Here is a 21,916-nt window from a genome sequence, read left to right on the forward strand (position 1 = left end):
CTGCGGGGACTCAGGTGAGACTAATCCGGCAGAATGCTTTTTCGAAATATGATTAAAGAAGTCAATTGATTACCTGGTTGACAAGGCCGTTTAAGTATAACAGAAGATTTAAAAATAAAAAATTAAATTTTATTGAGATGATAATAAAAGACGCGTGAGGAAATAAGCAGTGACTTGATGTGGAAAGAGAGGGTGTCTACATCAAGCTGGTGAATACGAGATATAAAAAATAGGAACCTCGTTAGACGTTAATCTAACAAGGTTCCTATATCAGTTATTCATGATGCCCCGAGCAGGATTCGAACCTGTACTTGATCTCTCAAACAGCGACCTGAACGCTGCGCGTCTGCCAGTTCCGCCATCGGGGCAACTCAACAACAAATAATATATTACACTATCTGTGTATAAATGTGAACCCTTAATTAAAACTTTTTTTATTTAGGAAATTTAACAGCTGTCCCGTAGCCGTGAACCACTAGAAATTTCGGGGCAACATTCATTTGCGCAATCTCAGTATTGAAGCGAACTTCAATCAGGCCGTCTGCCCCCATTTCTTGTGCTTTCTTCATTAACTCTTGTTTGGCATCGTCGAATAAGCCGTCGAAGAGTTCGAATTGATCCGGCTTTTCCGACCGTAACATGGTGTGGGCCGTTGCCGTCAAGATGCCTTGAATTTGATGGGACCGGTTTAAGCCTCCAGTCGTCATGAACATATGACATTCCTCCTCATTTTAAAACCCGATAATGGCGTTGCAGGGCTAGCATACAAGCCGCGCCAATGATGACGCCCGTACAATTTGTCAGGACGTCATTAATGTCGACCCAACGACCCAGACTGACCAGTCCATTAAAGATAGCTTGTCCACCCTCTAGGGTCAATCCGGTTGCAAGACCGGCGAGTAGCCATTGTCGCCACCGGTGTTGACTGTGATTGTATTGCCAGATGATACCCTGTGGGATAGTCATGACAATGTTCAACCAGAATGACAAGTCAACACTGGCAGGTTGTAGGGGCCAAATAACCCAGGTACCACCGGCGATCCAAAAAGTTTGAATCTGGCCCACACTACCCCCCAGCGTAATGGTGACCGGCGTCCAAGTCAGGGCGCTTAGTCCCCAACAGCCTAGCCACCACCAAATTCGGCGGTAACGGTGCTGTTGAAAATCTCTGAGGAGCAGTACGATCCACAGTAGACTGACGCCAATGAATGGGATCCAACGGCCCATGATTACCGCCTCCTAACTTTTCCAGTATACCGATTTGCCGGTAAGGGGACAATTGGTTTTGACGATTTATTTATTGAAAAATTAGCACGCAATTTCCTCAGTGTGAATCGGCGTGGACAGGTTCGATGCCTGCTCGGGACACTATTTTTGAAAAACGTCCTTACCGTATTCTTTGAGCATGGCCTTTCGCCAGTTACTATACGTCAGATAGGGGCCCATCCCCAATTCGCCCGTCTTTGGATCGAGATACTGCCGATTTGTGGTCGTGGGGAGATCACCCGTACATGGGGCGGCGATACACCGACAGCCGTCGTGGAAGGGGGGATAGTTGATCCCCGGTCGTGCTTCATCCGTCCGGTAGACGCGACCATCCTGTGCGCCGCAGTCTGGACAGGTCTCCCGGCCGAGAACGCAGGTGATCTGATAGTAATCGGTGTAGGGTGTTTCAACCGGTTGAATGGGGTGCTCGGCTTGTGGCCGGTTAAGCCCGAGCAGGCGCCCAATCTGCGGAAATAGCCAGTAGATGATGGCCAAGACCACCGCGATGCCAGTTGACCAGGTGATGGCGTATCCCAGCGTGTAAAAGATGCTACCGAGGATCACATCTAGGATTAAAAAGACGATAATGCTAATTGAAATGTCGCTTCTCTTTTTCACAAGAATTGCCTCCATAAATGAATTTTGAAAGCCCTATCATCGTATTATACACGAGACGCTTGCCAATGTGCGAAACTGTTCGCCGATCCGACGATTGTCGCGGCCAGTTACCCGGGGGAACGACTACTTCGTGCTTAAAACGATAGTTAAGCCGTAACCCTGAATTTTTAGGATAAGTAGGGTAGAATAAAATTACTGACTAATTTCGAAAGGGGTCCCTAATTTTTATGGCAAATCAGTTACCGACTAAGATTAAAGTTCGTGGAGCAAAGGTCAACAATCTCAAGAATTTAGATGTTGATATTCCGTTGAATAAATTCGTGGCGATCACTGGGCGCAGTGGTTCCGGTAAGTCATCACTGGCTATGGGGGTGCTCTACGCCGAGGGTGCCCGGCGCTATCTGAATGCGCTGTCCACGTTTACCCGCCGGCGCATCAATCAGATGGGTAAGGCGGCCGTTGAATCCGTCGAATACCTGCCCTCCGCACTGGCTCTCCGTCAGCGTCCCCAAGTTCCTGGGGTACGTTCGACCGTGGGAACGATGTCGGAAAGTCTCAATATTTTACGGCTCGTCTTTTCGCGACTGGGATCGCCCGTCTGTCCCAATGGTCATCAGGTACCACCAACACTGGCAGTAGCCGAAAATGACGGCTACGTGACCTGTCCGACCTGTGGCGTGACTTTCCGTGCGCCCGGGGCCGAAGACTTCGCATTTAACTCTGACGGTGCTTGTCCGACCTGTGGCGGTCTGGGGCAGGTCCGGCAGCTGGATGCGTCACTATTGATTGCAAATGAGGACCAGACGATTGAAGAGGGGGCCGTGGCGTCCTGGCATTTGCCTGGCCGTAACTTTATGCCCTTAGTGGCCAATGGTATTGGGATTCCCATTGATATTCCCTACAAGGATCTGAGCGAAGCCGACAAACAGCGGGTCTTGCATGGGCCCAAACAGAATGTGGCCATCACGATTCCTAGTAGCAAGGGAAAGATCTTCCACATGGATAATGCCGTCTACGAGAACGCCTTTGCAGCGGTTGAAGATAGCTTAGCTACGACAACGAATGAACGGACAATTGCGAAGCTCAATAAATTTTATACGTTTGACACTTGTCCGACCTGTCAGGGTACGCGGTTGAACCCGAAGCTGTTGAAGCAATTGCTAAACGGTAAGAATCTGGCTGAGGTCAGTGATTTGCCTGTGAAGCAATTGCGCGAATTCGCTGGAACAATTGTTGACTGGCTTCCTACCAGGATGTATAAGCTGGGAACGGATCTCGTTGATGAGCTAGTACGTAGCCTCCAACCAATGGTCGACCTGGGTTTAGATTATCTGACATTGAGTCGGCCCGGGGCAACGTTATCGACGGGGGAACTCCAACGAATTCAGTTGGGACGAACCTTACGAAGCGCAACGACTGGTGTCTTGTACGTCTTGGATGAACCGTCTGTCGGCTTACATCCGGCTAACGTGACCGGTCTGATCAAAGCTTTTCGGGGATTGGTAGCGCAAGGAAATTCTGTGGTAGTCGTTGACCATGACACCCGAATTATTGGTGCAGCCGATTATGTGATTGAGATTGGTCCCGGCGCTGGGAAAAATGGCGGTACGGTGGTGGATCAGGGCACGGTCGCTGAAGTGGCCCATAGTTCACATTCACTGATTGCCCCATTCCTGAACGGGACGACCCAGTTGCGTGAGCGGCCACAGCTGAGCAACCAGGCACTTTGGCAAAAAGGTCAGCTTAGTCTGGAGGTTCAGCATCGATTTAACATCGATGATGTGGCCGTGAAATTTCCCAAGAATCGGTTAACGACGGTCACGGGGATGAGTGGTGCTGGCAAGACGACCATGATTCTCGACAGTCTGATTCCGGCGATTGAAGCCGAAGTGGCGCATCGGCCGTTACCTAAACACGTTACACAACTCGACCGGGCGGGCATTCGGCACGTTATCAAGGTCGACTCAGTTCCAGTGGGTAAGAATGTCCGGTCGTCGGTGGCCACGTATACTGATATCTTAAATCGCTTGCGGAAGCTGTTTGCGGCCACACCGGCAGCTCAGAAACAGGGTTATACCAATAGCCGCTTTTCGTACAACGTTAAGGCGGGGGCTTGTCCGACGTGTAATGGAACTGGCCAGATTTCCTTGGATGTTCAGTATTTGCCGGACATTACGGAGGTCTGTCCGCAATGTCACGGTCAGCGTTATAATCAAGAAACGTTAGCCGTGAAATGGCAGGATTACAGCATTGCCGATGTTCTGGCACTATCTGTCGATGAGGCTTTACCCGTCTTTGTCGAAGAAGCCGGCATCGAGCAGACCTTACAGACGCTTCATGACATGGGGCTGGGGTACCTGTTACTCGGTGAAAGCACGCCAGCACTTTCTGGTGGGGAGGCCCAACGTTTGAAGTTGGTTTCCCGTATTGGCAAGCGTCAGAATGGGACGCTGTTTATTTTTGATGAACCCACGGTTGGCTTGCACCCTTTGGATATTCAGCAGTTGATCAAGGTTTTCGATCAGCTTCTGCAGCAAGGGGCCACGGTCATTGCTATTGAGCACGACTTAGATCTGATTGCCAACGCGGACTACGTGATTGATATGGGGCCCGGCGGTGGGATTGCCGGGGGCCAATTGGTGGCAACCGGGACACCGGCTGCGGTCAGTGAGACCCCGGCTAGTGTCACCGGCCAGTACTTGAAGGCACAGTTAGACCTATTTGAATAAACATTTAGACAAAAAGGGCGCCGACGAACCAATCTTCGTCGACGCTCGCTTTATCTAAATTAAAGTTTCTTGGAAATCTGGTAACGCTCGCTGGCCGCGTGGCCGGTCTGGCCATTTCCCAGTTGTGATTCTGCTAGGAAGATATCAAAGGAAGGCTCACCTTTTTCGCTCTTCACTACCAAAACGTGACCGGCATCGGTATGCCGTTCTTGATAGATCTGCGCCGATTGGACGGCTTCGTGATAATCGTGAAAGTTACCAATTGAATCGCCAGGATTAAAGAGTACAACTTCATCCATTATAATCATTCCTTTCAGGGCTAGCTGCTAATTTCATTATACCGCACTTGCTCTGAAAACGGTATCAATTCACAAATTCTGGTCCATAGTAAAAGACAGTTGCGACTGTTCAGCGTTGGCACAGAGCAATTTGCCGGCCTGATTTTCAATTTCGATCGCAAAGCGTTGTGCGGTGGCCGCATTGAAGCGGCCTAAGTTCGTGTCGTCGGTCGTTGTCAGGGCATCGCCCACGGTCACTCGCTGAATCCCCAATGACTGCGTACGCTTTAGAAAGTCGGCGATGAGCTGGCGATTCTGGTGATAGTGCGTCTCACTGAGATCCTCAAGCAATTTACCAGCCCAATAGGGATTCTGTGGAGAGAATTGCTGGTTGTCCGCCGCATAGGCAGTACCCAGTTGATCGCCGTTGGCGTAGAAAGGAACATATGGGTTGAAGGCAGGATTACCCAGACATTGCCAAATGAGCCCGGCGAGTTGGGGGACGACGTGGCGTCTGATCTGCAGAATGTGAGAATTCTCCGTGCGTGAAAGGCCAATGGACCGGTAGAGGTGGCGTTCGGTTTCAGTACCATCGCCCAAGGGATCGTAGGGGGTTTCCTGGTAGTGAGAACCTAGTAATTCTGCGACATCTGGCACGCTGATTTTTCTCTCCGCGTGACGAATGAAAGGGAGCTCCTGATCGGTCGGATTTTCAAAGGCACTAGGCGTGAATAACTTGTGTCCATACCAGACCCGGGGCGTATTGTAGTGGGCGTCAGATACAGTCTGTGTGCCGAAAATATGCCGAGAGTTAAACCGATTGCCATCTGGATTGAGGTGGTTGACCTGAACGAAGTGTCGGATGTCAGTGGAGGTCAGAAAGTCAGCAGGACGGTCAAAGTCAATGTCCTGAATGGCCAGCTGATTGGCGACTACGGCATACATATCGTCTGGGATACGTTGAGCGACCCAGTGATGTCCGCTGACAATTTCCATATACCAGACTTCGTCACTGTCGCTGAAGAGGACACCGTTGGCTTCGGCTGCACCGTTGGTCTCGACGAGGTGACCCAGCCGCTTGATGCCGGCTTGGGCCGAGTTCACGTAGGGTAAAACGACAGTGACCATCGCATCTTCGGCGATGCCATCATCAACGAGTGGATCCACGCCTAGAACACGACTATTAGCATAGGCGGATTCCGTGGCGCTCATGGCCACGTTATGACCATTGATGCCACTTTCGGCGTAATCGCCTTCACTGGGATCCGTATCCGGCACGGCAGTGTAGTGGGCCGCGTGGATCGGAAGTGTGGTCGTGAAGTGATTATTCTTTGAGATAAAGGTTGTGTTTGTGTTATCGGTCGCTGGGTGTACGACGGCTTGCTTTGGCCAGATGGCGACGCCGTTATCTTCATTGCGGGCAATTAAGGGACTACTGTCGATGGTAGCCAGCTTGCCGGCGAGAAATGAGGTGCAGGCCTGATGGGTTTGACGAGACATGGGGGTTCCTCCTTCGAAAATGCTCAAATATAAGATTTACTATAGCATATTTTTACCGAATAAGCCGTTGCACACCGTTTATAGTCAATTATTTGCTAGAATAGACCGTAGATGATTGCAGAACTTAAACAGCAATGACCGATTCGTCGTCGATATGCCGGAGACGGTCGGTCAAGGATAACCGGTAGTCAATATTTTAAAGGAGATGTCGTGATGGCAAGTGTCCATACGCATGAGCATTCGATTGAACGAGAATTAGAGTGTGTCTCACAGGTGCCAATTTTTCAGCGGTTGTCGAGCGAGCAGATGACTTCGGTGGCGCAAGTGACCCGACCGATTCACGCCGAAAAAGGGGGCGCTGTTTTTAGTACGGGCGAGGTTTCGCAAACGCTGTATATCGTTAATCAGGGGCAGGTCCGCCTGTACCATTTGGCCGAGGATGGCAGAGAACAAGTTTTACGGGTCCTAAACCCGGGAGACTTTGTTGGTGAAATTGCGCTGTTTACGGATGAAATCCACGCCTCATACGCCGAAGCCACCAAGACAACGGAGCTGTGTACCATCTCGCGGGCCGCGCTGACGGCGCTGATCAAAAAGCTGCCACCATTGTCAATGGCCTTACTGGGTGCCCTGGTCGACCGGTTGAAGGCCGCTGAGCACCAAGCAACTCTGTTGGCGATTCCCGATGCACTGCCCCGTTTGGCAGGGTATTTACAGGAACTCACCGGTCATACAACTGGGACGATTGACCTACCCATGAGTAAGCAGGACTTAGCCGCTTATTTGGGGATGACACCGGAATCGTTAAGCCGCAAGCTACGTCAATTAGCGACGTCTGGAATTATTGAGACAATTGGCCGGCGTCAGGTCAAAGTAACCGATTCCATCAAGCTTAGTGAATTGGCCCCATCATAGGGTATTTTCAGCGAACCGTTTAAGAATCCTTAATAATATGGTATTCCCGAAATAAATTTGCTAAAATGATGGGTGTTGTGTTTCATTTAAATTTTAATGAACGACCAAATTAGACTTAATAATAAACAGGAAAAAGGGGATACGCACATGTGTGGATTCGTTGGCTACGTGAACCAAAAGGATGTTCCGGCTACCACGATTAATGATATGGCAGACCGCATCAAGCACCGGGGGCCAGATGACGAGGCTTACTTCAGTGATGACCAAGCTGTCATGGGCTTCCGTCGGCTGTCGATCATTGACTTGGCTCACGGTAAGCAACCGATGTACAACCGGGACCAAACGAAGGTCTTAACCTTTAATGGTGAAATTTATAACTACAAAGAAATTCGGGCTGACTTACAAAAGCTCGGCTATGAATTCCAAACTGATGTGGATTCTGAAGTTTTGATCCACGGTTATGATGCTTGGGGTCCTAAATTGTTGGATCGGCTTCGGGGAATGTACGCCTTTGCCATTTACGACAAGACGAACAACGAAGTCTTTGGTGCCCGGGATCATTTTGGTATCAAGCCAATGTACTACTACGACGATGGCAAGACGTTCTTGTGGGCCTCTGAAATCAAGGCTTTCCTTGAACACCCAAACTTTAAGAAGGAATTCAATGAAGCCTTGTTGCCAATCCACTTGAGCTTTGAGTTCATCCCATCACGGGACACCATGTTCAAGAATGTCTACAAGGTGTTGCCTGGGCAATACTTCATTCACCACGCGAACGGAGAAACGGAAACACACCGTTACTTCAAGTTCAACTACGATCACATCGATAACAGTCAAACGGTCGAAGAGGATGCCAAAAAGATCCGTGGCATCGTTGACGAATCCGTTAAGGCTCACATGATCGCAGATGTTGAGGTTGGGAGCTTCTTATCTAGCGGGATTGATTCTTCCTACGTGCTGAATGAAGCCTCCAAACTCAAGCCAATTCAATCGTTCTCCCTAGGGTTCAAGAACTCTAAGTACAGTGAATTGAGCTGGTCTACCGAGTTTGCCAAGGAAATCAAGCAAAAGAACACGCCACTCTACATGACGGGTGAGGATTATTTCGATATCCTGCCAACCATCATGTACTACATGGATGAACCATTATCAAATCCTTCAGCCATGCAGTTATACTACTTGTCTAAGGGGACGCGGGAATCCGTAAAGGTTGCCCTGTCTGGTGAAGGGGCCGATGAATTCTTCGGAGGTTACAACACATACCTCGAAGCCATTCCATTCGAACGCTACCAGAAGTGGGTGCCAAAGGGTATTCGGAAGATGCTGGGTGGTATTGCCGAAAAATTCCCTCGATTCCACGGTCGGCGGTTCCTGGTGCGTGGGGCCCAACCATTGAGCGAACGCTACTACCGGGTCAACTATGTGTTTGACTATCATGATCGGAACAAGATTCTGAAGAACCCTAAGCTCAACCAAGATGCTGGGGCCTACACCAAGCACTTGTTTGATGACGTCAAGGGTCTGGACGAAATGACCCAAATGCAATACTTCGACATTAACACTTGGTTACCTTACGATATCTTACACAAGGCCGACCGGATGAGTATGGCGAATTCTCTGGAAGTTCGGACGCCGTTGGTTGATAAGGAAGTTGCTAAATTTGCTGCAACCATGCCAGTGAAGACACGGATCCACACAGATGAAACTAAGGTTTCCTTGCGGACCGCTGCCGAGGCCGAATTGCCAGAACGGGTAGCGAAGAAGGAAAAGATGGGCTTCCCATCCCCAATCGCGACTTGGATCAAGACGGAACCTTATAAGTCACGGATCATTGAGGCATTCAATTCCGATGTGGCTCACAAGTTCTTTGATACCGAAGCCTTGATGGATATTCTACGTGAACACATCAATGGTAAGTCCAGCATGCAAAAGATCTTCACCATCTACACGTTCATTCTCTGGTACGAAGTTTACTTCCCAGAAAATACGACGGCCAAGACGGTTGATCTGGTCCACCGGACGCAAGTTTAATAATTTACGATGTGCCGTGCACGGTGCATCCATAACGCTCAAGGTTGCTATTGGACTCGTCCGCTAACAACCTTGCTTGCGTTTAAACAGACATAAAAGTAGTTGTGAAGGGACTTTAAAATAGTTATGGAAAACAATGGCGTAAAATTCACCCCAATCTTGTTGGGGAGTGACTTCAACGTTTACGGGATGGCACGGTCATTTTATGATCTGTACCATGAACCTGTTCAGGCCTTCGCCAGCATTCAGTTGGCCCCGACCCGCTATACCAAGGTGGTTAACCTGGAATTGATTCCTGGGTTCGATGAGGACCCTGTGTGGATCGAAACCATGCGTAAACTCAAGGAACGGTATGCCAATCATCCCGAACCCGTTATTTTAATTGGGTGTGGGGATGGTTATGCCGAACTGATCAGTAAACACAAGGCCGAATTGGAAGATGTCTTTATCTGCCCGTACATTGATTACGATAAGCTGCGGCACTTAAACAATAAGGAAAACTTCTACAAGGTATGTGATCAGTACGACTTGCCTTACCCGGCAACCCGGATCATCACCAAGGATGAAGCGGCCGACGGAGATGTCGAACAACCCTTTGACTATCCAGTCGCTTTGAAGCCAGCCAACAGTGTAGAGTGGCTCGACGTGCACTTCGAAGGTCGGAAGAAAGCTTTCCGGATTCAGAGTGAAACAGAGTTCAAGGATATTGTGGCAAAGGCCTATGCAAATGGGTATACGTCCGACCTGATCTTACAGGACTTCGTGCCCGGTGATGACAGTAACATGCGGGTCCTGAATGCTTATGTGGACCAACACCATCACGTGAAGATGATGTGTTTGGGCCATCCATTGCTAGAAGATCCCGCACCATCGGCTATTGGTAATTACGTGGCAATTATTCCGGAATACAACGAAACAATTTACAAGAATATTCAAACATTCCTGGAAGCCATCGACTTTACCGGTTACGCCAACTTCGACATGAAGTACGACGTCCGCGACCACAGCTTTAAGCTGTTTGAAATCAACTTGCGGCAAGGTCGGAGCAGCTTTTTTGTGACGTTGAACGGATACAACCTTGCAGACTGGGTCGTTAAGGACTATGTTAAGGGTGAACTGGCTGACGCACCGACTGTTTATGGAAACAAGGATGAGACCCAACACGCTCTGTGGCTCGGGGTTCCTGTCAAGGTTTTCAAGCAGTACACGCGTGAAAATGCTGACAAGGAACGGGCCTTAAAGTTGATTGCGGCGGGTAAGTACGGCACCACATATCGTTACGATCAGGATATGAACCTGAAGCGTTGGGCGTTGATCCAGTGGATGCAACACAAATACACGGTTAACTTTAAGAAGTACTTCGCAGAAAATAAGGGGTAATTGCCATGCAAAAATTCTTTACGATTATTGGCGGCATGGGCACTATGGCCACCGAAAGCTATTTACATCAATTGAACTTACGGACGCCAGCTCACGCCGATCAAGAGTATTTGAATTATATTTTGGTCAACCACGCCACGGTACCAGATCGGACGGCCTACATTTTGGATCACAGTCAGGCCAATCCACTACCAGGCTTGTTAGAGGACATCAAGCAGCAGAGTCAGCTGCACCCGGAGTTCTTCACGTTGCCATGCAACACGGCTCACTATTTCTATGACGATTTGCAAGCGGCTACCGACATTCCTATTCTGCATATGCCGCGAGAGACGGTTAAGGAAATTAAGCGTCGTTATCCAGATGCCAAGCGTATCGGGATTACCGGAACGCAAGGAACCATCACCGATAAGGTCTATGAGGATGAAGTGAAGGCAGCTGGGTTAATCCCGGTACTGCCAACCGATGCCATCGAGGACGAGACGATGACGCTGATTTATCACCATATTAAAGAAAATAACGAAGTCAACGCCGACCTGTTCCACCGCATCATTCGTGAAATGATGACGACGCAACACGCCGATGTCGTTATCTTGGGGTGTACCGAGCTCTCATTAGCTCAGGAACGGGAACCCGAAACGACATTCCCAACGGCTGATAGTCAATCTATTTTGGTTGACCGGACGTTGGAACTGGCTTTGAAGATGCGCAATAAGTAGTTTAGGTAAGCAAAAGAGCCTGGGATAAAACCCCAGGCTCTTTTGTTGCTCTCCAAAGCTATATTGCTGAAACGTGGGACAGAAGGCAGCTGACTCCGCTTAAAACTGATAGCCGAACAATCCAAACCCAGGATTAGCCGGCTATCAGCCTTAATGTTCGCCAGCTAACCGCCTTTTGCCCCACGCTTCTAATTTACATCTGGATATTACCGAAAAGCTAAAGTCAGGCCCAAGCCAACCGTGATTAGGCCCACAACGCCCAATACCCAGTAAATCAGGTGGGGCGTATCACGTTCCATTTTGCGGCCGAAACTGATTTCAATCAGCGCGATGGTCGCAATCCCTAAGATAAACTTGAGACTGATCAGTAGGGGGGCGTGGCCAAATGTCCGAATGCTCAGGACGACCCCACTAATGATCATGACCAGGTAGGCCAGTCTTGCCAGTAATAAGAATTGGGTCACTCGTTTTTCCGAGCGCCGTGTCAGACCAACAATCACCAGAATCGTCAGGATGATCCAGGTCCAAAAATGTAAGGCTAACCACATCGTAACCGCTCCCTTAAGCACTATTTATGTCCAGCCTACCATATTGCAGGGGCGAAAGTGAACTAATTTACCCGGTGATAAACGACTTCGGACAATGGGCCATACTGGTTGGTCGTGACTAATTGAAAGTTGTGAGGCTGTGCCAGATCACCGAATAAGCGTTTGCCGCTGCCCAGAAGAACTGGGGCGATTTGGATAAACAGGTCGTCGACAAGGTTGGCGGCCAGTAAGGGGGTTAAGACGCCACTGCCACCGACGAGCCAAACGTTGCCCGGCTGTCGGGCCAACTGTGTAGCCAGTGTAACCACGTCTATTGACGTGAAAGTGTATCCGGGTTGGGTTGGTCTTGGATGGCTGGTTAGCACGTAACTCACCATCGTGGGGTTGTGAGGATTCAATGGACTCCCTGGGGCCATGGCCTGGACTGCCTCGTACGTGACGCGGCCCATGATGGCGGTCGACATAGTGGCTAGAGTATCAGCGCCTACGTTGGCGGGGATGTTCGGCAGGCCAGTCAGCCAGTCAATATTATCAGTTGTCGTAGCCAAATAACCATCGAGAGAAATGGCGCCATAGAATTGAATTTTACCCATCTTAAGTCGCTCCTTTAGACAAAAGGAGACGAAACACGCGCGGTGTGCCGTCTCCTAATTCATGATTGCTTAGTTCAAGTTCAGACTTGTAGACTTGGTCCAGTAGGTAATACCCGCAATGGTAACGCGATACCAAGTGGAATTGTCACTAGCCTTGTAGCCCTTTTTATTGATCTTGGCCGTTGTGCCAGCCTTGAAGTCTTGCGTATGGGCCGTCGTCTGGGACAGATAGTTCGAGTTCAGAACGTGGTTGTATAACGCAGAGTTCTTGGTGGTCTTCAGAGTAGGGGAGCCACTGGCATCACTGTAGGTAACTTTTTGGAAATTTAGCACCTTGCTGTAGACCCAGTACTTGGCACCGGAATTCTTGCTGAAACGAATCCGATACCATGTGCCACTCCAGCCGCCTTGCTTAACACCACGGCTATCAACGTAGACTTTGGCGCCACGATAATCAGAACTCAACTTGGACCACCCAATCTTACGGGCGCCACTCGTCCCCTTAACGTGATTGTAAACGGTCCAGTTGGTGTAGTTGTTGGCCAACGTGGCCGTTTCGTTGTTACTACCATGATAGTATTTCATCGTCTTCGGCTTAGCGACCGTGTGTTGTGTAGACTCATCGGTTGTGTTCGAAGAATTATCGGTGGTCGTACTACTCCCATTGAGACCGGCATACTGCGTCTTAACGAGGCTAACGAAGTCGGTCATGGTATAGGTTGTGCCAAAGTAGGTCTTGGCATTTGCAGACCAGTACCCGTCCGGATCGGTATGGGTCGTCCCACCCAGTTGATTGGAGACATCGTGGTGGGAAAGAATGGTCGTGTACCGCTTTGGTGTTAAGCCATACTGTTTAAGGATGTAAGCCGTGTAGTAGGCCGCGTTGTTTAATTCGGAAGCGAAGGCCGACTTGGAGTGGACTTCAACTTGCTCGAATTGCACGTAACGTTGGTTGGCTACGGGGCCGGCACCCCAACACAAATAGTTTGTGTTCGCGATGTTGATAATGTTACTAGCGTCCACGAAGGTGTGAACGAAGGCGTTATTATAATTATTGGTCATATAGGTGATTTCGCCATAAATATTGGAATTGGGATTGGCCGTCTCGTGAACCACGACACCCTCTGGCTTGTTGTACCGATAACTAGACTTAGGCAAGACTGATTTATATGACTTGGTGATCTTAGGGGTGCTGTAATCCTGACGACCAATGTAGGTATTGATTGCATTGGCGCTAGCGGTCGTCGATGACCAAAACAATCCCAGACATCCCGCTGTGAGGGCGATTCCCCGAATCGTCCAGCGTTGCCATTTCTTCATAATAACTTCTCCTCCTACTGAGTATCTTTGTATCTAAAAAATGATGTAACGCAACGACTCGATTATAACGTATTTTTCAAAGGTTGAATATTGAATAGCTTATGGGGTGATCTATCGTCGTAGTTCGGAGTTTCATCATGTATGACGGGAAAAGGGCGGATGAGTTCGGTAACTGTTGAATTCTTGTGGATTTTCCATGACATTTACAACGAAGGTTCGGAATTGACTGTTTGTTTCAAAGTTCTTACAATTCTGTGGCAGAAATGGCGGAAGCATTTGCTTGCGGTCACGAGGGAATTTGGCTATAATTATTATTTGCATACGAAAGGAGCGACGAACAATGGCTGATGAAACCACTGATACTGAGATTAAGATTGGCGATTACGTTGCGGCAAAGAAGTTTGGTCCCCTGGAACACGATTTCACGGGTGAAGTGACCAAAGTGTATGATAATTCAGTTTTAGTTGAGATCCGTGACTACGATCCAGCTGATAAAACGGCGGTCGGGGACATGAATAACCGTGCCGTTGTACGTAAGTCGGCTGCTAAGATTACGGGCAACAAAGCAGATGAAAACTAGTTTTTAACAACTTTTTTGAATTTATTTGCAAAAAGATAATGACAACTCACAGATGGTATGCTATACTTTTCTGTGTTGTGCGGGTGTAGTTTAGTGGTAAAATTCAAGCTTCCCAAGCTTGTGTCGCGGGTCCGATTCCCGTCACCCGCTTTCGAATGGGGCGGCCTTTAGGGTCGTCTTTCTTATTATTCGAAAGCACCTCAGACGAATTAGTACGGTGGTTATAATTTTCAGCGAATCCGGGAGGCTGTGAGCCGGGTAATTTCACCATCGGAACGGAGCGGCTGAGTCAATTAAATTGATCATTTAAGTGGACTTTTAAGTCAATCAGAGTGGTACCGCGGGAAATCTCGTCTCTTACAAATGTTTTTGTAGGGGGCGTTTTTTTATCCCACCGGTGAAATGATGTAAACTAAGAGCACAACGTCATTGATGAAGTGAACTATAGGGAGGAAAATTAGCATGGATTACAAACAAACAGTTACTGCAGCCTTAGCCCAAGCCCTCGACGGCCAATTGACCGCTGATGAGATCAGTGGCAAGTTAGAACGGCCAAAGACGTCCGACAAGGGGGACATGGCGTTCCCGACGTTTACACTAGCGAAGGTGTTACACCGCGCACCGCAACAGATTGCGCAGGACTTAGCTGACAAGCTGGATACGACCAGCTTTGAAAAGGTTGAAGTCGTCGGTCCTTATCTGAACTTCTTCTTTGACAAGGGCGTTTACAGTGAAGCTACTCTGGATATGGTTTTGACCGCTGGCGACAGCTATGGAAAAAACGAAGACGGTAATGGTGGCAACGTGCCAATCGATATGTCTTCTCCTAACATTGCTAAGCCAATGTCCATGGGTCACCTGCGTTCAACAGTTATCGGGAACGCGATTGCTGAAATTCTGACCAAGAACGGGTATCACCCAATCAAGGACAATCACCTGGGTGACTGGGGCACCCAATTTGGGAAGCTGATCACCGCCTACAAGCTGTGGGGGAATGAAGCTGATGTGAAGGCTGACCCGATCAACAAGCTGGTTGAATATTACGTGCGCTTCCATAAGGAAGATGTCGAGAAACCTGAGTTGGACGACGTTGCGCGTGAATGGTTCAAGAAGCTTGAAGATGGCGATGAAGAGGCTCACCGTCTGTGGAAATGGTTCCGTGAAGCTTCTCTCCAAGAATTCAACGATGTTTACGAAGAACTGGGTGTGAAGTTCGATACCTACAATGGTGAGGCCTTCTATAATGACAAACTAGACGAAGTTGTCCAGATCTTAAAGGACAAGCACCTATTAGTTGAATCACAAGGGGCCCAAGTGGTTGATTTGAGTAAATACGACCTGAACCCAGCCTTGATCTTGAAGAGTGACGGAGCCTCCCTGTACATTACCCGTGACATCGCCACGGCGCTGTACCGTGACCGGACTTACAATCCTGCTAAGAACCTTTACGTGGTTGGTTCCGAACAGACTTACTACTTCAAGCAATTGAAGGCTGTTCTGAAAGAAATGGGCGTTAAATCTGCCGACAACCTGCAACACGTGCCATTTGGGTTGATCACTGTTGACGGGAAGAAGTTATCGACCCGTTCCGGTCGGATCATCTTGTTGGCCAAGGTTCTGGAAGAATCCGTTAAGTTGGCTGGTGAACAGATCAACGAAAAGAATCCAGAATTGGCAAACAAGCAAGAAGTTGCCAAGCAGGTTGGGGTCGGCGCCATCGTCTTCGGTGATTTGAAGAACGAACGGACGAATAACATCGACTTCGTTTTGGCCGACCAATTGAAGTTCGAAGGGGAAACTGGCCCGTACGTGCAGTATTCCCATGCGCGTGCCGAAAGCATCCTGCGCAAGGCGTCTAACGTTGACGTGAAGGCAGCCGGCAACACCATTACGGATCCAGAAGCTTGGGACACCATTAAGACATTGGCCGACTTTCCGGCAATCGTCAAGATGGCTTGCAAGGAACTGGAACCATCCGTCATTGCCAAGTATGCGATTCGCTTAGCTAAGACCTTCAACAAGTACTATGCACACTCCAAGATTCTGACGGAGGACGCCGAATTACCAGCTCGTTTAGCACTGGTCAAGGCTGTCTCCACAGTTTTGAAGGAATCCTTACGTCTGTTGGGTGTTCAAGCACCGGACGAAATGTAAGCTCATCATAAATTTAAAGTTTAAAAAGGCTGTTACTGATTAAGTTTACACTTAGTCGGTGACGGCCTTTTTGTGGACTCTGGATGGGGTGACAATTCTTCGCTAATTCAGTTGCTTCAACTCTTGTTAGCTGGGTCTCTTCAAGTTTTCGGGTGCTTTCAACTTTTAGGCTTTAAGCCAAGGCGCCCAAATCCTTAGGACTGGCACCGTTGGCCACGAGTTGGATAAACTCGGCATGAGCGGCCGGATCCACCTGGTTGGTACCCGGCAGGTAGTGGATGCTTTCCGTGCCGGCTTGGAGTGCCGTTTTGTAGTACCATTTCTTCCAGCGTAGAAAGTCCAAAGTGTGTTGCAATCGCGCCATTTTAGCTTCGAGTTTAGCCTCATGATCGTCTAAGAAGTCATAGCGGGCCTGCAGTGTGGTATCACCAGTCATACAGAGGTCGATGAACGCACCGATTTGTTTGACAGGCACCCCGGCCTCTTTGAGACAGATGATGACTTCCAGATAATTAAAGTCATTATCCTTGAAGCGTCGGCGTCCGGCAGCGTTGCGGTCGACAAAGGGCAGCAGGCCCTCCTTGTCGTAATAGCGCAGGGTGTAAGGGCTGATGGCGAGTTTTTCGGCGACTTCGCCAATTGCGTAGCTCATTAGAAAATCTCCTTTATTTTTAAATTGGTGTTGACTTAGAGTTAACTCTAGATTATATACTGTGATTATTCAAGTTATTTCGGAAAAAATAGGAGGAATTATCTTATGTCAGAAGTGAAACCATTAGTTGTGATTACCGGTGCCAGTTCAGGATTTGGCGCGGAAGATGCAAAATTATTCAATGCCGCAGGTTACCCGATGTTACTGTTGGGTCGACGCGTTGAAAAGATCAAGGCGTTACCGTTGAATTTTGACAATGTTCTGGTGGACGCAGTCGATGTGACCGATCAGGAGGCCCTGGCTGCCGCGATTCGTAAGGCCGAAGCACAATATGGTCCAACGGATCTGTTGATCAGCAACGCGGGTGTCATGTTATTAGGAAACGTCACACGCCAGGACCCTAAGGAATGGCAAACAATGCTGGACACTAACGTGATGGGTGTCCTGAATGGGACGCAGATCGTGTTACCAGGAATGATCGAACGGCAACACGGAACCATTATTAACATGTCATCGATTGCTGGGTTTAAGGCGTTTGCCAACCATGCCGCATACGTCGCTAGCAAGTTTGGTGTTCACGGCTTGTCGGAAACAATTCGTCAGGAAGTGGCTAACGATAACGTTCGAATTTCCCTAGTTGCGCCGGGCGCCGGTGAGACGGAATTGCTGACTCACGTGACGGATGCCGGTGCACTGAAAGACTACGAAGCCTGGAAGGATACCATGGGTGGCTTAACATTAGACCCTAAGTATGTGGCACAGACGGTGAAGTTTATCTACGATATGCCACAGGAAGTTAACGTCCGTGAGATTGACTTAGCCGCAACACGTCAGGATAGCTAGTCACTTTACTACCTGCTAGCTAAGCTTGAAAGTTGATAGCCGTATGCTAACCTTGTGATTGAAAGCCAGTTTAGCCGGAAGACCACTCTTGGGTCGCAGACGGTTACCAGAATGGTAGAACGCTTGATAACCACTAGCGACACGGCCTAACCAAAATAGTTCGTTAAGAAGTTTCCCGTTCCTGAGGAAGCTTCTTTTTGCGTTGAAAACGAATATTTGGTACACTTGCTTTATAAATATGCAGAGACGTGTGGCTAAATTCCGCATCCTTTGTTATACTTAATGCAATTTTATGCGGGAAGGGTGGTCGCAATGAAGAAAAGTATGCGTCAATCACGTATCGAGCAGCTGATCAATCAATATCCGATCGGTACGCAGGAAGAGTTAATGGAACACCTCGAGGAGGTTGGCATTCAAGCTACGCAGGCCACCATCTCGCGGGATATTCGGGAAATGCAGATTGTTAAGGCCCAGGATGGTCACGGCCACCTGCGCTACACGATTTTTAAGGCCGGTAATCGCAGTGAGGAAGAACGGCTGCGGGAGACCATTAACGAGGTCGTTACGGGTCTGACCCGAGTTGAGTTCGTCAATATTTTGAAAACGCTCCCGAGTAACGGGAACTTACTTGCGGCCATCTTTGACGATTTGAATTTGCCAGAGGTTGCCGGCACATTGGCGGGGCACGATACTATTTTCATTATCAGCCCCAGCGCGGAGGTTGCGGTCAAGCTTCATGACATGATCGCAGGCGAAATGAATCCGGACATCGTCCATTAAACTTACCAGATAACTTGAGAGGGCGTAAAGCGAATAGCCGTTCGCTTTACGCCTTTTTGCCGATTCGATAGACTTAAGGGATAAGGCTGGTGAGGGTGTCCAGGACAACGAGGGAAACAGCACGTCAACCCCGGGTTAAGCTATTTTAAAGGTTCGTAAAGTTTTCGGGAAACGTCGGGCGGATCGCCGGACTATGCTAAAATAGTGATATTACACGTGGTGTGTTTAGAATCATGTGAGAGCCGTGCGTGCACATCAGTTGAGAGATGCCACGACTAACTAACGGATGCGCAAGTCAGCACTGACTGTCGAGACCAGCAGTCCGGATAGTTTTGCCTAACCTGAGTGTTTAATTCTAATGGAGATAAGAAGAGGCTATTTATGAATAACCAACAACCTAATCAGAACTTTTGGTCAGGCTTCAAGGCTCGCTTCAAGTACATCTGGCACCGATTTCAGTTAACGCGGTGGCTGATTGTTATTGTGATGAGTGGGTTCTTGGTGTTAAGTGGCTACTTGACGTTCATGGCCAAGACGGCCAACGTCGGTGACCTGAAGGCTGCGCTGGAAAATCCAACGCAGATCTATGACCGCAGTAATCAAAAAGCCGGAACGTTGTATTCCCAAAAGGGAACCTACGTCCCGTTAAAGAGCATCTCACCGAACGTTCAAAACGCCGTGATCTCCACGGAAGATCGGAACTTTTACCACGAGTATGGTTTTTCCTTTAAGGGATATGCGCGGGCCTTCTTTCTGTACGCTAAAAATAAGGTCCTTCGGCACAACTACATCAGTGGTGGGGGAAGTACCTTGACCCAGCAGTTAGCCAAGAACGCATATCTGACGCAGGAACAGACCTTTACGCGAAAGTTCAAGGAGCTCTTCCTGTCGATTGAAATTGAAAATGTCTATACCAAAAAGGATATTCTGTCGATGTATCTGAACAATGCTTACTTTGGTAACGGTGTTTGGGGCGTTCAGGATGCAGCCGAACGGTACTTTGGGACCTCGGCCGAGCAACTGACCGTGCCCGAATCTGCCGTCCTGGCAGGGATGTTGACCTCACCGAGCGCCTACAATCCAATCGATCATCCCCAGGCGTCACGTTCACGACGAAATGTCGTGTTGGGATTGATGGCAGAGACTGGGGCAATTACGTCGGCACAGGCCAAACAATATCAGGCGACAGCACTGACTACCAATGATAGTTATTCGTATAAGAATTCCTATAAGTACCCGTACTTCTTCGATGCCGTGATCAACGAAGCCGTCAGTAAGTATGGTCTGACCGAATCAGAGATTATGAACAAGGGATACAAGATCTATACGACCCTAGACCAATCGAATCAGAAACAGATGCAGACGCTGTTTAAGAATTCTAGCTATTTCCCAGCTAACGCGAGTGATGGCACCAAGGTCCAAGCGGCCAGCATTGCCATCGATCCGGATACCGGTGGGGTTGAAGCGGTCGTCGGTGGTCGCGGCAAACACGTCTTCCGGGGCTACAACCGTGCGACGCAGATGCAACGGCAACCGGGGTCGACCATCAAGCCACTGGCTGTTTACACGCCAGCCTTGGAGAATGGCTACTATTATGATTCCGAACTGACCAACAAGAAGAAATCATATGGGTCTAACAAGTACACACCAGAGAATTACGGTAATCAATACACTGGTAAGATGCCGATGTACCAGGCTCTCGCGCAGAGTGCCAATGCACCAGCTGTGTGGTTGTTGAACAAGATCGGCGTGGACAAGGGTTACGAGTCGGTGAAGAAATTCGGGTTACCCGTGACGAAGTCCGATAAGAATTTGGCGTTAGCGTTGGGTGGCTTGAAGACCGGGGTATCACCGCAACAGTTGGCACAGGCATACACGTCATTTGCCAACAATGGGACCATGACCTCGGCGCATTACATCCGTAAGATTGTAGATGCTTCGGGGAACGTGGTCGTCAGCACGGATGACAGTAAGGCTAAGAGTACCAAAGTGATGTCGCAGAAGACTGCTAAGCAGATGACCAGTATGATGATGGGCGTCTTCAACTACGGGACTGGGACTAGCGCTAAGCCGTACGGGTACACGATTGCTGGGAAGACTGGGAGTACTGAAGCCGATGGGGATGCCGATGCGACCCGTGATAAATGGATCGTCGGTTACACCCCTGATGTGGTCGTCACAACCTGGGAAGGTTTTGACAGCACGAGTAGTAAGCATCACTTGGAGAACGTCAGCGGTACCGGTGAAGGTCCACTGTTCCAAGCAGAAATGCAAGGGATTCTGCCCAATACCAAGGGGACGTCATTTACCACCAAGGATGCATCGACATTGGCCAAGGCCGAGAGCTCTGGTACAACCTCCTCATCCAGTGATATCTGGGATCAGGTCCAGAGTGGTATCGACAATGCTGGCAAGTCGTTTAACAACGCTGCCGACACGGTTAAATCTTGGTGGGAAAAGGCGAAATCCTATGTGCAATAGGAGATTCGCGCTGGGGTTGCGTGAGAAAGCATGGTACAATGGTTGGTGATTAACTTATCCGGGTGAATGCCCACAAGGAGGAACACTAATGGCAGACATGCACGCATTGGGCGAACAAGTAGCCCAAACCTTGCAAGAAACACAAGAATTCAAGGATCTTCAAGCAGCTTTTGACACGATGAAGGCTGACGACGAAACGTACAAGTTGTTTAAGGAATTTGAACAAATTCAAATGGACTTACAACAAAAGCAAATGACGGGCCAACAACCTACGGACGATGACATGAAGCACGTCCAAGAAGTTGCCGGTCGCGTTTCCGAAAAGGATGCCATCAAGGCCTTGATGGATAAGGAACGGGGCGTTAACGACCTGTTGACTGATTTAAACAAGATGATTACCGAACCCATCCAAGCGATTTATAAGGGCTAGGCGAAAAGAATCGTCGGCGCAACCATTCCGTTGGGAAGGTCGGTGCCGACGATTTTTTAGCTAATGATGATTAGAAGAAAAGTTAAGGAAAGGCAGGCCCGA

Annotated in this window: 20 protein-coding genes and 2 tRNA genes; 12 read left to right on the plus strand and 10 right to left on the minus strand. The window is 48.9% G+C overall.

Going from position 1 to position 21,916, the window contains the following annotated elements; genetic code table 11:
- Positions 1-284: 284 nt before the first annotated feature.
- The 4 genes from ACKTSF_RS11315 to ACKTSF_RS11330 form a co-directional block, all read right to left on the minus strand.
- A tRNA-Leu gene (locus ACKTSF_RS11315) sits at positions 285-368 on the minus strand.
- Positions 369-434: 66 nt separating this feature from the next.
- Positions 435-713, minus strand: a complete 279-nt coding sequence (locus ACKTSF_RS11320; protein WP_407889500.1) for a heavy metal-binding domain-containing protein — start codon at positions 711-713, stop codon at positions 435-437.
- 13 nt (positions 714-726) lie between these two features.
- On the minus strand, positions 727-1,227 hold the full coding sequence (locus ACKTSF_RS11325; protein WP_407889502.1) for a VanZ family protein: 501 nt from the start codon (positions 1,225-1,227) through the stop codon (positions 727-729).
- 141 nt (positions 1,228-1,368) lie between these two features.
- On the minus strand, positions 1,369-1,884 hold the full coding sequence (locus ACKTSF_RS11330; RefSeq protein WP_407889504.1) for a phage minor head protein: 516 nt from the start codon (positions 1,882-1,884) through the stop codon (positions 1,369-1,371).
- A gap of 227 nt (positions 1,885-2,111) precedes the next feature.
- On the opposite strand from ACKTSF_RS11330, the gene ACKTSF_RS11335 reads away from it, so the two are divergent.
- The gene (locus ACKTSF_RS11335) at positions 2,112-4,613 is read left to right on the plus strand and encodes an excinuclease ABC subunit UvrA (protein ID WP_407889506.1); all 2,502 of its coding nucleotides are present in this window, start codon (positions 2,112-2,114) and stop codon (positions 4,611-4,613) included.
- Between the two features lie 59 nt (positions 4,614-4,672).
- Here the strand turns inward: ACKTSF_RS11335 and ACKTSF_RS11340 are convergent, their stop codons facing one another.
- Entirely contained in the window at positions 4,673-4,912 is a 240-nt protein-coding gene (locus ACKTSF_RS11340) for a hypothetical protein (RefSeq protein ID WP_020089229.1), read from the minus strand.
- Between the two features lie 69 nt (positions 4,913-4,981).
- Positions 4,982-6,391 (minus strand): C69 family dipeptidase, encoded by a 1,410-nt coding sequence (locus ACKTSF_RS11345; protein WP_407889508.1) that lies wholly within the window; start codon positions 6,389-6,391, stop codon positions 4,982-4,984.
- 213 nt (positions 6,392-6,604) lie between these two features.
- Between ACKTSF_RS11345 and ACKTSF_RS11350 the strand changes: the two genes are divergently transcribed.
- The 4 genes from ACKTSF_RS11350 to ACKTSF_RS11365 all read left to right on the plus strand — a co-directional run bounded on the left by ACKTSF_RS11350 (position 6,605) and on the right by ACKTSF_RS11365 (position 11,433).
- Positions 6,605-7,306 carry a Crp/Fnr family transcriptional regulator gene (locus ACKTSF_RS11350; protein WP_407889510.1) on the plus strand — a complete coding sequence of 234 codons (702 nt, stop codon included), beginning with the start codon at positions 6,605-6,607 and terminating at the stop codon, positions 7,304-7,306.
- Positions 7,307-7,453: 147 nt separating this feature from the next.
- Positions 7,454-9,337, plus strand: a complete 1,884-nt coding sequence (asnB, locus tag ACKTSF_RS11355; RefSeq protein ID WP_407889512.1) for an asparagine synthase (glutamine-hydrolyzing) — start codon at positions 7,454-7,456, stop codon at positions 9,335-9,337.
- A 126-nt stretch (positions 9,338-9,463) separates the two neighbouring features.
- Positions 9,464-10,717, plus strand: a complete 1,254-nt coding sequence (locus tag ACKTSF_RS11360; RefSeq protein WP_407889514.1) for a carboxylate--amine ligase — start codon at positions 9,464-9,466, stop codon at positions 10,715-10,717.
- 5 nt (positions 10,718-10,722) lie between these two features.
- Positions 10,723-11,433, plus strand: a complete 711-nt coding sequence (locus tag ACKTSF_RS11365) for an aspartate/glutamate racemase family protein (RefSeq protein ID WP_407889516.1) — start codon at positions 10,723-10,725, stop codon at positions 11,431-11,433.
- Positions 11,434-11,639: 206 nt separating this feature from the next.
- On the opposite strand, the gene ACKTSF_RS11370 is transcribed toward ACKTSF_RS11365, so the two are convergent.
- From ACKTSF_RS11370 to ACKTSF_RS11380, 3 genes are all read right to left on the minus strand, one after another.
- On the minus strand, positions 11,640-11,981 hold the full coding sequence (locus tag ACKTSF_RS11370; protein WP_407889518.1) for a DUF1516 family protein: 342 nt from the start codon (positions 11,979-11,981) through the stop codon (positions 11,640-11,642).
- Positions 11,982-12,043: 62 nt separating this feature from the next.
- On the minus strand, positions 12,044-12,574 hold the full coding sequence (locus ACKTSF_RS11375; RefSeq protein ID WP_407889520.1) for a dihydrofolate reductase family protein: 531 nt from the start codon (positions 12,572-12,574) through the stop codon (positions 12,044-12,046).
- A 69-nt stretch (positions 12,575-12,643) separates the two neighbouring features.
- Positions 12,644-13,894, minus strand: a complete 1,251-nt coding sequence (locus tag ACKTSF_RS11380) for a peptidoglycan recognition protein family protein (protein ID WP_407889522.1) — start codon at positions 13,892-13,894, stop codon at positions 12,644-12,646.
- Between the two features lie 340 nt (positions 13,895-14,234).
- Between ACKTSF_RS11380 and ACKTSF_RS11385 the strand changes: the two genes are divergently transcribed.
- The 3 genes from ACKTSF_RS11385 (at position 14,235) to argS (ending at position 16,628) form a co-directional block, all read left to right on the plus strand.
- The gene (locus tag ACKTSF_RS11385; RefSeq protein ID WP_125700128.1) at positions 14,235-14,474 is read left to right on the plus strand and encodes a DUF2187 domain-containing protein; all 240 of its coding nucleotides are present in this window, start codon (positions 14,235-14,237) and stop codon (positions 14,472-14,474) included.
- A gap of 79 nt (positions 14,475-14,553) precedes the next feature.
- Positions 14,554-14,624: transfer RNA gene (locus ACKTSF_RS11390), tRNA-Gly, on the plus strand.
- A gap of 312 nt (positions 14,625-14,936) precedes the next feature.
- Positions 14,937-16,628 (plus strand): arginine--tRNA ligase, encoded by a 1,692-nt coding sequence (argS, locus tag ACKTSF_RS11395; RefSeq protein ID WP_407889524.1) that lies wholly within the window; start codon positions 14,937-14,939, stop codon positions 16,626-16,628.
- Positions 16,629-16,800: 172 nt separating this feature from the next.
- Here argS and ACKTSF_RS11400 read toward each other — a convergent pair whose 3' ends face one another.
- Positions 16,801-17,280, minus strand: coding sequence for a MerR family transcriptional regulator (locus ACKTSF_RS11400; RefSeq protein ID WP_407889526.1), 480 nt, complete (start codon positions 17,278-17,280; stop codon positions 16,801-16,803).
- 105 nt (positions 17,281-17,385) lie between these two features.
- Between ACKTSF_RS11400 and ACKTSF_RS11405 the strand changes: the two genes are divergently transcribed.
- From ACKTSF_RS11405 to ACKTSF_RS11420, 4 genes are all read left to right on the plus strand, one after another.
- Positions 17,386-18,123 (plus strand): SDR family oxidoreductase, encoded by a 738-nt coding sequence (locus tag ACKTSF_RS11405; RefSeq protein WP_407889528.1) that lies wholly within the window; start codon positions 17,386-17,388, stop codon positions 18,121-18,123.
- A gap of 312 nt (positions 18,124-18,435) precedes the next feature.
- Positions 18,436-18,903 (plus strand): arginine repressor, encoded by a 468-nt coding sequence (locus tag ACKTSF_RS11410; protein ID WP_407889530.1) that lies wholly within the window; start codon positions 18,436-18,438, stop codon positions 18,901-18,903.
- Positions 18,904-19,284: 381 nt separating this feature from the next.
- Positions 19,285-21,384: a PBP1A family penicillin-binding protein gene (locus ACKTSF_RS11415; RefSeq protein WP_407889532.1), complete on the plus strand. Its 2,100-nt coding sequence runs from the start codon at positions 19,285-19,287 to the stop codon at positions 21,382-21,384.
- A gap of 88 nt (positions 21,385-21,472) precedes the next feature.
- Positions 21,473-21,814 (plus strand): YlbF family regulator, encoded by a 342-nt coding sequence (locus ACKTSF_RS11420; RefSeq protein ID WP_407889534.1) that lies wholly within the window; start codon positions 21,473-21,475, stop codon positions 21,812-21,814.
- The last annotated feature ends 102 nt before the right edge of the window (positions 21,815-21,916 follow it).

The sequence above is a fragment of the Levilactobacillus muriae genome (assembly GCF_045862015.1).
Classification (GTDB): domain Bacteria; phylum Bacillota; class Bacilli; order Lactobacillales; family Lactobacillaceae; genus Levilactobacillus; species Levilactobacillus muriae.